Consider the following 11,558-nt stretch of genomic DNA (forward strand, 5'->3'; position numbering starts at 1 on the left):
CTAAATCCAAGCCTCAAGACAGGCATCGAGAGCTGCACAATGACAGCTTGGGCATGGGTGGAAAAGAGATGATCGTTCGAATGACCAGTCGAATTCTGGCGACTTTGGCCGTGGTCCTGCTGGCAAGCCTATCTGCCCACGCACAGCAGGCGGCGCCGTCCCGCCTCGACGAGATCGTCAAGCGCGGTACTTTGCGCATCGGCATGACCGGCGACTACAAGCCCTTCACCTATCTCGACAAGACGACGCAGCAATTCAGTGGCTTCGATGTCGACATGGCGGAGGCGCTCGGCAAGGCGCTCGGCGTCAAGGTCGAATTCGTGCCGACGGCCTGGCCGAAGCTGATGAAGGATTTCGAGGCCGATCAGTTCGACATCGCCATGGGCGGCGTCTCGGTCACGCTGGACCGGCAGAAGAAGGGCTTCTTCTCCACGCCGATCATGCGCGAGGGCAAGACGCCGATCGCGCGCTGTGCCGATGTCGGCAAATACCAGAGCATCACCGACATCGACAAGAAGGGCACCCGCGTCATCGTCAATCCCGGCGGCACCAACGAGCGCTTCGCCCGTGCCAACATCAAGGACGCCGACATCACAGTCTTCCCGGACAATACCGTGATCTTCGACGAGATCGCCAAGGGCAATGCCGATCTGATGATGACGGACGCCTCCGAGACGCGCTACCAGCAGAAGCAGCATCAAGGCGTGCTCTGCGCGGTGCATCCCGAAACGCCGTTCGATTTCTCCGAGAAGGCCTATTGGCTGCAGCGCGACATGGCGCTGAAGGCATTCGTCGACCAATGGCTGCACATTTCCATGCAGGACGGCAGCTACAAGAAGATCTACGCCGCCTGGTTCGACTAGGCGATACCCGCGCTGCGTGCGCCTTACGTCACTCCAGGCGCGCGCGGAAGAAGGCCACGACCGCGCCATTGAACTCGTCGTGAAACGCTTTTCGATTGAACCCGGGCGGATCGGTGCAAAGAATCGGCGCTGTTTCGGCCAGTTCAGGCGCGCATGGCGCGATAAAGGAGAAATGCGCGGAGTTGGGCACGATCCGATAATCGGGCCGTGCGGGAAGAAGGGCTTCCAGCACATCGACAGCATCGGGCGTGACGCCGTCGCCACCGAGCGCTGAACGCCACAACATAATTGGGATCGTTAGATCGGCGAGGCGCTCTCGGCTGAAGAGACCATCAAGAAGTGGCGGATCCGCCAAGATGGCCGCTCTGACACGGGGATCGTGGACTGCCGGCTCGGTTGGCATCCGGCCCTCGCGAATGTCCCGACATTTCGGCGTCGTGCCTCCCTCTCTCTCGCAGAGCCGGGCCAGCGCGCCGAAGTCAGGGTTGCCGCCGATCACGACGAGACCGGTATAGGCGCCGCGCGAGAACCCGAACAGGCCAATCCGCCGGGGGTCCAGGACCGCCGCTTCCTTCCATGCGCCGAGCATGAAACTCGTGAGCCGTTTCATGTCGGTGGGACGCTGCATAAGGACGGAGAACTCGTCCGTCCGGCTGCTGTCCCTGGCATTGTCGCCGGGATGGCTGATGGCAGCGACCACGAATCCGGCATCAGCAAGTGCGGCCGCGGTATCGTTGTGCGTGAGAAACGAGCCGCGGCGCCCGTGCGAGACAACGATCAGTGGCAATCGATTGCCGCGACCGGACAGTCCTTTACGCCCGGCACAATGACTCCGCGGCCCAATGCGACCTCGGCGGGCGCCGCCGTGCAAGGTGTCCACGCCATGCCCTTGAGGGCGAGCCCGTCGGCATCCGCGGGTACCTCGATGAATTGAAGTCCGGCCGCTTGCGCCAAGGTCGCACCTAGACAGCAGGCCGCGATCAGAATGATTGTGGCAAGTGGCCGTGGCATGAGCGTGTACTTTCAAACTATTCAACCAGGACGGTTGTACTTGCCCATTCTGTATCCGTCCAGATGCGGGCCACGCCGCTGTCCAACTTTGGACCCGCTCCGGTGTTATTGAACCCGAAACCGCCGGACCACGACTCATACGGTGACAGTGATCTAGGTCACTTTTTGCGATCGAACCGGCGCGTAAGCGTCGGTGCGGGGACCACCTGTTTCAGGAGATGCGAAATGAGGAAGCTGTTGGCCACGGCCGCATTCCTTTTGGCGAGCACCGCTGCGCAGGCGCAGTACACTTTCGACTATGGCGGGCGCACCATCCGCATCGATCCCGACCGCGGCACGGTGCAAATCCCCGGCGTCTACGACAACACCGGCCAGGGCAAGGCGAAGAAGGCCAAGAACGATGCCAAGGGGGCTCCCAAAGCGGACCCGCAGGCACCGCAACAAGCCAAGGTTGACCCGCAGCCGCCGGCCAATCCGGCGCCGGCACCGGTCACGGCGCCCCCGGCCGCCGAGCAGGCCCCTGTCCAAGCCCCCGTCCAAGCTCCCGTGGCCGTCGCGCCTCCTGCCCCGCCGGCACCTCCCGCCGCCACGGCTAACAATGCTCCGGCCGAAGAGGCGCTTGTGCCGCCGCCTCAGCCGGCCCCAAGTGCCGCCCCGACGGTGGCGGCAGTCCCGCCCGCACCGCCTCCACCGCCCGCCCCGACCGTCGCAGCCGCGCCTCCGGCGCCGTCTCCGCCTCCCATCCCGGCGCCTGCGCCTGCCCCCGTTCAGTCCGCTGCCGTCGCGCCGCCGGCTCCCGCAACCGCGCCCACGCGCGATCTCAATTCACCGCTCGGCGTCTGGCTCACCGAGGAGAAGGAAGGCAAGGTCCGGATCGAGCAATGCGGCAGCAATCTCTGCGGTTACTCGGTCGATTCGAAATCGAACCAGAATGGCGAGCAGGTTCTAATCAACATGAAGCCCGGCAAGGACCAGAACAAGGACCCAAAATGGTCCGGCCGCATCCTCGATCCGAACTCCGGCTCGACCTATGATTCAACCATCGCGCTGAAGGGCACCGATCGCCTGCGCGTGCAGGGCTGCGCCTTCGGCGGCATGTTCTGCGGCGGCCAGACCTGGACGCGGGTGAACTGACTTCGGGGCGACACTCTGACCGAGACAAAGGGCCCGCAATGCGGGCCCTTTTGCTTTCGCCCGCCCAATCGATTGCGACGTGCGCGACATCACAGAGCCAGTCGCGCGCGTGACAGCCCTCACATCGCCGGTTCCGCGTCCGTGACACGATCCCGCATGATCAACCCTAGGGGCGTGTCATGAACGGATTTCGCAGGGCTCTCTTCGCCACAATCATCGTCATCGCGTTGCCAGCCGCGCAGGCCAGCGCCAGCACTTTCGACGGCGCATGGAATGTCCGCATCTCGTCGTCGAGCGAGACCTGCGGTAACGGCTCGACCGTCGCCATCGGCATCAACAACGGTCAGATCGCCTCGAGCAGCGCAATGGTGACGGCGTCAGGCCGCGTCGCAGATGCCGGCAGCATCAACGTTACCTTGAGCACCGGAATCAAACGCGCCGTCGGCTTCGGCCGGCTCAGCGGCACTTCGGGCTCCGGCACCTGGCGCGGCAGCATGTGCACGGGCACGTGGACGGCGGAGCGGATGTAGGGTGCTGTGTCCCGGACGCGGCGCAGCGTGCAACGCTGCTCCGCAGAGCCGGGACCCAGCATTCTTCGTGGGTCCCAAATCTCTGAGTCCCGGATCGGCGCCGCACCGCCTTGCGGCGATGCGTCTTGTCCGGGACACGAGACGTTAGCCGACCGCCGCGCCGTATTCCGCGTCAGTCACCGGCTCCAGCCAGGTCGAGAACACGCCGTCGAGCGCTTCCTGCATGGCGATGTGGGTCATGCCGTTGGTTGGCGACCCGCCGTGCCAGTGCAGCTCGCCCGGTGGAATCCAGACGGTGTCGCCGGGACGGATCTCCCTGATCGGCCCGCCCTTGGACTGGACCCGGCCGACTCCCGAAATCACATAGAGCGTCTGCCCGAGCGGATGGTGGTGCCAGTTGGTGCGCGCGCCCGGTTCGAACGAGACGCGCGAGCAGTTCAGCCGCGCCGGGGCGGGCGCCATGATCACGGGGTCCTGCCACACGGTGCCGGTGAAGTGTTCCCCGGGCGCACGGCGTGTCGGCCGCGTGCCTGCTACAGTGATGTCCATTGGATTTACCTCGTTTCCTTACCGATTACTTCTTGCTTGCGGCGTAGCGCGCCTTGGTCTCGGCGTTCATGGGATAGAGGCCCGGGAGCACCGCGCCATTGTTCACCTCGTTGACGATCCAGGCTTCCATCCGCTCCTGCTCGACGCCCTCATTGAGCACGTGTTCGAGCATCGCCTGCGGGATCAGCACGCAGCCGTCCTGGTCGGCGACCACGATGTCGTTCGGGAACACCGCAACGCCGCCGCAACCGATCGGCTCGCCCCAGCCGACGAAGGTCAGACCGGCAACCGACGGCGGCGCGGCATAGCCGTCGCACCAGACCGGCAGGTTGGTGCCGAGCACGCCCTCGACGTCGCGCACGACACCGTCGGTGACGAGTGCGGTGACGCCGCGCTTCATCATGCGCGCGCACAGGATGTCGCCGAAGATGCCGGCGTCAGTGATGCCCATGGCATCGACCACGGCGATGCAGCCCTCCGGCATCGCCTCGATCGCGGTGCGGGTCGAGATCGGCGACGACCAGGATTCCGGCGTCGCCAGATCCTCGCGCGCCGGCACGAAGCGCAGCGTGAAGGCCGGTCCCACCAGGCGCGGCAGACCCGGGCGCAGCGGACGCGCGCCGCGCATCCAGATGTTGCGCAGGCCCTTCTTCAGCAGGACCGTGGTGATGGTAGCAGTGGTGATGCCGGCGAGGGTCTTGCGGGCTTCGGGGGACAGCGACATGGAAACAGACGAGCTCCGGGATGGGCGGGAAAGAACGCGCGCATCTTGCGGGGTGCGGGCCTTGCGTCAAGGGCCAACAAGCTACCAATCATGCAGGGCCGCAGCGCAGTTATGCGTCGCGATAACAAGGCTTTATCGCCTCCCCCTGCATTAATTTATTGGACTTGCGGGCGCATTTACGCGAAGCAGGAACAAGCGGAGCTCAAGGCCGAGCCCGCGTATCTCCAGAAGCCCGATTTCGACAGCCCATGTCCGCGACGCTTCCCCCGCCCCGCCTTCTGCCCAGTGGCGACAGCGCCGTCACGGTCGAGTTCAGCCGTACCATCGACGACGACGCCAACCAGCGCGTGCTGGCGCTCGACAAGGCACTCGCAGCAAGCCCGATCGATGGCATCACGGAGTCCGTGCCGACCTATCGCTCGCTGCTGGTGCATTACGATCCCGGCAAGATCGGCTTCGATGCCCTTGGCGAAAGGCTGCTCGCGCTCGCCAGCCAGCCGCTGCCGCCGGCGACCCGGGCGCGCCGCTGGCGCATTCCCGTCGCCTATGGCGGCGAGCACGGCATCGACCTCGAGGACGTCGCGAAGGCGCTGAACACCACACCCGACGACATCGTCGCGCGCCACGTCGCCGGCGACTATAAGGTCGCCATGATCGGCTTCACGCCGGGCTGGTCCTATCTCAGCGGCCTCGACAAATCCCTGCAGATGTCGCGGCGGCAGAATCCGCGGCTGCTGACGCCTGCCGGCACGATCTCGATCGGCGGCATCCAGGCCGGAATCCAGTGCCTGGCAGCGCCGAGCGGCTGGCACCTGCTCGGCCGCACGCCGGTGCGGACCTATCAGCTCCACCGCAATCCGACCTTCCTCACCGAACCCGGCGATCGCGTGACGTTTTTCGCCATCGACCACAAGACGTTCGAGGAACAGGACCGCGCCGCCGAGGCCGGCGAGATCATTGCCGAGCAGGTGATCGCATGAGCCGGCTCGTGATCGCCAGCATCGGGCCCGCAAGCTCGGTCCAGGACGGCGGACGCCATGGCGCGCAACGCTATGGTCTGACGGTCAGCGGAGCGATGGACCGCCTCTCGCTCGCGGCAGCGAACACGCTTGTCGGCAACGAACCGTTTGCAGCCGCTGTCGAGGTCGGCCCGTTCGGCGCCTCGTTCACCGCGCGCGACGGTGCCGTGCGCGTCGCGATCTCAGGCGCGCCGCGCAATGCGGACGTCGCCGGCAGTCCAGTCGCCATGGACACATCGGTGACGCTGAAGGACGGCGAGACGCTGACGCTGGGTTTTGCTCGCGGCGGTGCGTTCACTTATCTGGCGATCGAAAGCGGGATCAAGGGCGAGCCGGTGTTCGGCAGTCTCGCGGTCAACGCCCGTGCCGGTCTCGGCAGCCCCTACCCGCGCCCGTTGCAGGCCGGCGACGAATTCAGCGTCGATGCCGCAAGCGGTGCACCGGAACTGCGCATCGAACTGCCGAAGCCATCGAGCGGTCCGATCCGCGTCCTGCTCGGACCGCAGGACGACGAATTCGACGACGCCAACAAGGCGCTGTTCCTCGACAGCGAGTGGAAGATCTCGGCGACGTCAGATCGCATGGGCTACCGGCTGGAAGGTGCCGCGATCAAGCATCTGCACGGCCACAACATCGTCTCCGACGGCACGGTCAACGGCAGCATCCAGGTGCCCGGCAACGGCGCACCGATCGCGCTGATGATGGATCGCGGCACCTCCGGCGGTTACCCGAAGATCGCGACCGTGATCACAGCCGATGTCGGCCGTCTCGCGCAGACCTCGGCAGGAACGGCGTTCCGCTTCAAGTCGGTCAGCATGGCCGAGGCGCAGGACGAGGCAAGGAAGCTTGCGCAATTGATCCGCAACCTGCCCGATCGCCTGCGCTCCGCCGACACAGTCGCGCTCAACATCGAAGCGCTCAGCGATGCCAACGTCGCGGGCTATGCTGTCAGTGCCGTCGACGCCGGGACCTGGCAGGTCGCAGCCGAGCCGTAAACGACAAGACGACCAGAGACGGAGAGCACCCCATGAAGACGATCGATCTCAATTGCGATCTCGGCGAAGGTTTTGGCGCGTGGGAGATGGGCAACGATGCCGCCATGATCGAACTGGCGAGCTCAGTCAACGTCGCCTGCGGCTTCCACGCCGGCGATCCCGATATCATGCGCCGGACGGTCGAGCTGGCGAAGGCGCGCGGCGTCTCGGTCGGCGCGCATCCTGGATATCGCGACCTGCATGGCTTCGGCCGCCATCCGATCGCGGGCCTGAAGGCCTCCGAGATCGAGAACCTCGTCGCCTACCAGATCGGCGCGTTGCAGGCGATCGCGACCGCCGCCGGCCACAAGGTCACGCATGTGAAGGCGCATGGCGCACTCTCCAACGTCGCCTGCGAGGACGATATGACCGCGAAGGCGATCGCGGCCGGCATCAAGGCGGTCGATCCCGGCTTGATCTTTGTCGTGCTCGCCAATTCGAAGCTGGTGAAGGCCGGCGAAGCCGCCAATCTGCCGATGGTGCATGAGGTGTTCGCCGACCGCGCCTATGAGGACGACGGCAATCTCGTCTCGCGCAAGAAGGAGGGCGCGGTGCTGCATGACGCCAAGGCGATCGCCGACCGCGTGGTGCGCATGGTGCAGGACGGTGCGGTGGTTTCGGTCACGGGCAAGGTCATCAAGATGCGAACCGACACGGTGTGCATCCACGGCGATACGTCCGGCGCGGTCGAGATCGCGCGCGGTCTGCGGCAGGCTTTGAAGGACGCAGGGATCGAGGTCGCGCCGTTCAGGCGCGGGGCGTGAGGTTGGTCCGTAGGGTGGGTTAGCGAAGCGTAACCCACCATGGCTCAGCGCATGCGGAACGAAGTTGGTGGGTTACGCCTTCGGCTAACCCACCCTACGTGGGTCATCAGAACGGGTGCACCGAGAGCGTGCCGAACACGATGGCGGCGATGACCGCGAAGGCGCTGTACATCGCGGCATGATGCACACTCGCCCCGGTCCGCCGCGAGAGCGATCGCGCGTAGAAGTGCAGCCTGGCTTCCGCCGATAGTTCGCGCATGGTCGATCTCCAACGCCCCATTTGGGGGATTATGAGGGATCAACCGGGGTGGCGGGCAAGACTCCCGCCGAAATAGCGATGCAGGTTCTCTGAAGACCCCGCATTGCAGGAGCAAATTCTCCTGGCCCGCCGCTTCCGAGAATCTTATTCGTTCAAATCCGAGCCAGTTGGAACCGGCTCGGATGACGGTAGGATGACAGCTAGTAGACGTCAGCCTGGAAGCGGCCCGTCTTCTTGAGCTCGGCGACAAAACTGACGGCTTCGTCGGTCGAACGCGCCCCGAACTGGGCGACGATATCGACCAGCGCGCGCTCGACGTCCTTGGCCATGCGCTTCGCATCGCCGCAGATGTAGAGATGCGCCCCCTCGGCGAGCCACGTCCACAGCTCGCGGCCGACCTCGCGCATGCGATCCTGCACATAGAACTTCTTCTCGCCGTCGCGCGACCAGGCCAGCGACATGCGCGTGAGCAGGCCCGAGGTCTTCATCGCGTTGAGCTCCTCCTGGTAGAAGAAGTCGCAATCGCTGCGCTGATGGCCGAAGAACAGCCAGTTCTTGCCGGGCGCACCGGTCGCCTTGCGGTCGAACAGGAAGGCGCGGAACGGCGCAATGCCGGTGCCGGGGCCGATCATGATGATCGGCGTCTTCGGATCCTGCGGCAGACCGAAATTGTGCGCCTTCTGCACATAGACCTTGAGCTTCTCGCCTTCGGCGATGCGCTCCCCGAGGAAGGTCGAGGCGACGCCGATGCGCTTGCGCTTGCCGATCACGTAGCGCACGGAATCGACCGTCAGCGACAACTTTCCAGGCGTCGCATTGTGCGACGACGAGATCGAATAGAGCCGCGGCTGCAGCGGCTCCAGCGCCTCGACGAAGGCTTCAGGATGCGGCCGCGTGCCCGAGAACTTCTGCAGCGCCGCCATGACGTCGAGCGTGGCGGCATCGCCATCGGGATCCTCGCCCTGCGCCAGTGCCCGCGCCTTCTCGCGCTGCGCGCCGCCAGTGATGAAGGAGAGCAGTTCGAACAGCGTGTCGGGCGCCGGCGACAGCGAGACGTCGTCGATCAGCACCTCGCGCAGCGTCTTGCCATTGACCTTGGTGGTGTGGGACGCGCCGAGCAACGCGATGACCTGGTCGACGAGACCGAGCTCGTTGCGCGCGAACACGCCAAAACTGTCACCGACGACATAGTCGAGCTTGCTCTCGGAGAGATCGAACTCGACGTGATAGGTTTCCTTCTCGGACTTTCCCTTGTTGAGAAGACGGCGCGACAGGAAGGTCGCCGCAACAGGGTTGTCGCGCGAGCGGCCGGGCTCGGCGATCGTCACGGTCACGGCGGGGGCCGCCACAGCGTCTTGCTTGTCGCCAGCCTTTGCCGCCGGCGCCTTGTCCAGCTCTTCATGCAGTGACTTCAGCATCCGCGCGGTTTCCTTGCCGCCGGGGACGCAAAGGTTGAGCCGCGCTTCACTGCGGCTCGCGATCGCCTCCGAATAGTCGTGGCAATTGTAGCCGCACTGCCCGCAATCCTGCTGCGCCATCGCCGCCATCATCTTGCGCCGCACGGGACGGCCTTCGGCGAGTTTCATCCGATCGGCGATCGGCATGGTCTGGTCGTGCCACGGCGCTTCACCGTCATCACCATCACCGCCTTGCATGACAGCAGCGCCCTGCTCGGCCGACAGCGGCGTGGCCGCGTCAGGCGACAGCAGCCCGGCAAAGAAGCCGTTCAGCCAGGAGCGTTGCGCGTCGGAGAACGGGGCACTCGTGGGAATGATGTCTAGTTTGGGTGGAGGGCTGATCTGGTTCATGAAGACACCTCGGCATCGGCAAGCTTGCGCAGCGTCTCGCCGTCGTGGCGGCGCGCAAAGGACAGGAACGTCTCGTCGGGAGACGAGCGATGGGCGATATAGGCCTTGAGCAACCCTTCGACCGTCTTCGGCGCGTCTTCGGCCTTGAGGTCGTGGTAGACCTCCTGCCCGACGTCGGCGTCAGGACCGAACCCGCCGCCGGTGAAGAGATGATAGCCCTCGACAGTGTCCTCGTCGTTCACCGGCACGCGCGCCCCGATCAGGCCGATGTCGCTGATGTAGTGCTGGGCACAGGAATGGTGGCAGCCGGTGACGTGGATGTTGACCGGCTTGTCCATCTCGACGCGCGGCTCGCACCAGTCGCCGATCTCGGCAGCGTGGCGTTTGGTGTTGGAGGCGGCAAAGCGGCAACCGGCGTTGCCAGTGCAGGCGATCAGGCCGGCGCGGATATGCGAGGCCTCGACCGCAAGCCCGATCTGCTTGATCGCCGCGATGGCGAGTTCGACATTCTCGTCGCGCACCCCTGATATCAGCAGGTTTTGCCAGACGGTCAGACGGATCTCGCCGTCGCCGAGGTCCCGCGCCACCTTGGCGAGGCCCCGCATCTGATCGCAGCTGATCTTGCCGAGCGTCAGCGACACGCCGATCCAGTTCAAGCCGTTCTGCTTCTGCTTGTGCACGCCGATATGCGCCATGCGGTCCGCGGCCGGTCGCGGCACAAACGCCTCTTCCGGCACGCGCGTGAATGGCGTCTTCAGCCGCTCTTCGACGAGCTTGAGGAAACCGTCATGGCCCATGGCGTCGAGCACGTATTTCAACCGCGCCTTGTTGCGGTTGGTGCGGTCGCCATGCTCGATGAAGACGCGCACGATGGCGTCGGCAACGGCGGTCGCGTTTTCAGGCTTCACGACGATGCCGGAATATTTGGCAAAGTCCTTGTGGCCGGTGATGCCGCCGAGGCCGAGGCGGAACCAGGTCCCGGGCTCGACGCCGAAGCCGTCCTTCACCTCGACCGCCGTGAAAGCGATGTCGTTGGTCTCCTCGAGCACGGCGATCCTGCCGGCACCGTCGAAGGCGACGTTGAACTTGCGCGGCAAGCCATACAACGAGCGATCGTTCAGGATGTGGTAGTGCCACTCGCGCGCATAAGGCCGCGTGTCGATCAGCTCCTGCGGATCGATGCCCGCCGTCGGCGTTCCCGTCACGTTGCGGATGTTGTCGGCGCCGGAGCCGCGCGAGCACAGGCCGAGGTCCTGAATGCCCTCGATCAGCTTCACGGCGTTCTTCGGCGGGATCTCGCGAAGCTGCAGGTTGGCGCGCGTCGTGACGTGGCTGTAGGGACCGCACGTTTCATCGGCGAGATCGGCAAGGCCGGTCAGCTGCCAATGCTTCATGATGCCGTTCGGAATGCGCAGACGGCACATGTAGGAGTCCTGCGTCGGCGCGACGTAGAAGATGCCGTAATAGCGCCAGCGGAAATTGTCCGCCGGGCTCGGCGGCGTATTGTCGAGCGCCTGCTGGCGGAGACGCGGATACGCATCGAAGGGATGCTCGTCGCGCTTGACCTTCTCCTGGTCGGCGAGCTTCTTGCCCGCGGCGATGACCTTGTCCTGCGCCTTGATGTGCACGGCATCGGGACCGGTCGGCTCGGTGTTCGCCTTGCCGGCGCCGCCGCCGAGACCGCGACCGACGCGACTGATCTGCAGACCGGTCGTGAAGCCTTCGAGATAGCGTTTCTGGTCGTCGGTAAAGTCGACTGAGACGGTGTCGAGTTTCATGGTCAGTAACGAAGCTCCTGCGGCCACCTGGGTGGTATCGACGGAAAGTGCACGACCCGCGAGGAGCTCGGCTGGCTCGAGAGCC

At 65.1% G+C, this 11,558-nt stretch carries 12 protein-coding genes; 6 read left to right on the forward strand and 6 right to left on the reverse strand.

Annotation, left to right across the window (positions count from 1 at the left end; translation table 11 throughout):
* Nucleotides 1–80: 80 nt before the first annotated feature.
* Entirely contained in the window at nucleotides 81–863 is a 783-nt protein-coding gene (locus tag AC0L30_RS16225; protein ID WP_473404699.1) for a transporter substrate-binding domain-containing protein, read from the forward strand.
* 28 nt (nucleotides 864–891) lie between these two features.
* Here the strand turns inward: AC0L30_RS16225 and AC0L30_RS16230 are convergent, their stop codons facing one another.
* Nucleotides 892–1,650, reverse strand: coding sequence for an alpha/beta hydrolase family protein (locus tag AC0L30_RS16230; RefSeq protein ID WP_473404700.1), 759 nt, complete (start codon nucleotides 1,648–1,650; stop codon nucleotides 892–894).
* A gap of 449 nt (nucleotides 1,651–2,099) precedes the next feature.
* Between AC0L30_RS16230 and AC0L30_RS16235 the strand changes: the two genes are divergently transcribed.
* Nucleotides 2,100–3,008, forward strand: a complete 909-nt coding sequence (locus tag AC0L30_RS16235) for a DUF2147 domain-containing protein (protein ID WP_473404701.1) — start codon at nucleotides 2,100–2,102, stop codon at nucleotides 3,006–3,008.
* Between the two features lie 179 nt (nucleotides 3,009–3,187).
* Complete coding sequence (locus tag AC0L30_RS16240) at nucleotides 3,188–3,538, forward strand: hypothetical protein (protein ID WP_473404702.1); 351 nt, start codon at nucleotides 3,188–3,190, stop codon at nucleotides 3,536–3,538.
* Between the two features lie 144 nt (nucleotides 3,539–3,682).
* On the opposite strand, the gene AC0L30_RS16245 is transcribed toward AC0L30_RS16240, so the two are convergent.
* Nucleotides 3,683–4,087 carry a (R)-mandelonitrile lyase gene (locus tag AC0L30_RS16245; protein ID WP_007590914.1) on the reverse strand — a complete coding sequence of 135 codons (405 nt, stop codon included), beginning with the start codon at nucleotides 4,085–4,087 and terminating at the stop codon, nucleotides 3,683–3,685.
* Nucleotides 4,088–4,112: 25 nt separating this feature from the next.
* Nucleotides 4,113–4,811 (reverse strand): ribonuclease activity regulator RraA, encoded by a 699-nt coding sequence (locus AC0L30_RS16250; protein ID WP_007590912.1) that lies wholly within the window; start codon nucleotides 4,809–4,811, stop codon nucleotides 4,113–4,115.
* A 248-nt stretch (nucleotides 4,812–5,059) separates the two neighbouring features.
* Here AC0L30_RS16250 and pxpB point away from each other — a divergent pair, with 248 nt between their 5' ends.
* From pxpB to AC0L30_RS16265, 3 genes are read left to right on the forward strand one after another with little or no spacing between them, the layout of a single operon-like run.
* Complete coding sequence (gene pxpB / locus AC0L30_RS16255; protein ID WP_473404703.1) at nucleotides 5,060–5,791, forward strand: 5-oxoprolinase subunit PxpB; 732 nt, start codon at nucleotides 5,060–5,062, stop codon at nucleotides 5,789–5,791.
* Nucleotides 5,788–6,825 carry a 5-oxoprolinase subunit C family protein gene (locus tag AC0L30_RS16260; RefSeq protein ID WP_473404704.1) on the forward strand — a complete coding sequence of 346 codons (1,038 nt, stop codon included), beginning with the start codon at nucleotides 5,788–5,790 and terminating at the stop codon, nucleotides 6,823–6,825. The genes pxpB and AC0L30_RS16260 overlap by 4 nt, the downstream gene beginning before the upstream one ends.
* 32 nt (nucleotides 6,826–6,857) lie before the next feature.
* Nucleotides 6,858–7,628, forward strand: coding sequence for a LamB/YcsF family protein (locus AC0L30_RS16265; protein WP_473404705.1), 771 nt, complete (start codon nucleotides 6,858–6,860; stop codon nucleotides 7,626–7,628).
* A gap of 106 nt (nucleotides 7,629–7,734) precedes the next feature.
* Here AC0L30_RS16265 and AC0L30_RS16270 read toward each other — a convergent pair whose 3' ends face one another.
* The 3 genes from AC0L30_RS16270 to AC0L30_RS16280 all read right to left on the reverse strand — a co-directional run bounded on the left by AC0L30_RS16270 (nucleotide 7,735) and on the right by AC0L30_RS16280 (nucleotide 11,473).
* Entirely contained in the window at nucleotides 7,735–7,887 is a 153-nt protein-coding gene (locus AC0L30_RS16270) for a hypothetical protein (protein ID WP_007590908.1), read from the reverse strand.
* A 200-nt stretch (nucleotides 7,888–8,087) separates the two neighbouring features.
* Nucleotides 8,088–9,695 (reverse strand): sulfite reductase subunit alpha, encoded by a 1,608-nt coding sequence (locus tag AC0L30_RS16275; RefSeq protein WP_473253628.1) that lies wholly within the window; start codon nucleotides 9,693–9,695, stop codon nucleotides 8,088–8,090.
* Nucleotides 9,692–11,473 (reverse strand): NirA family protein, encoded by a 1,782-nt coding sequence (locus AC0L30_RS16280; protein WP_473404706.1) that lies wholly within the window; start codon nucleotides 11,471–11,473, stop codon nucleotides 9,692–9,694. Before AC0L30_RS16280 ends, AC0L30_RS16275 begins: the two co-directional genes overlap by 4 nt.
* Between the last annotated feature and the right edge of the window lie 85 nt (nucleotides 11,474–11,558).

It is taken from the genome of Bradyrhizobium sp. MI1.11 (genome assembly GCF_055811255.1).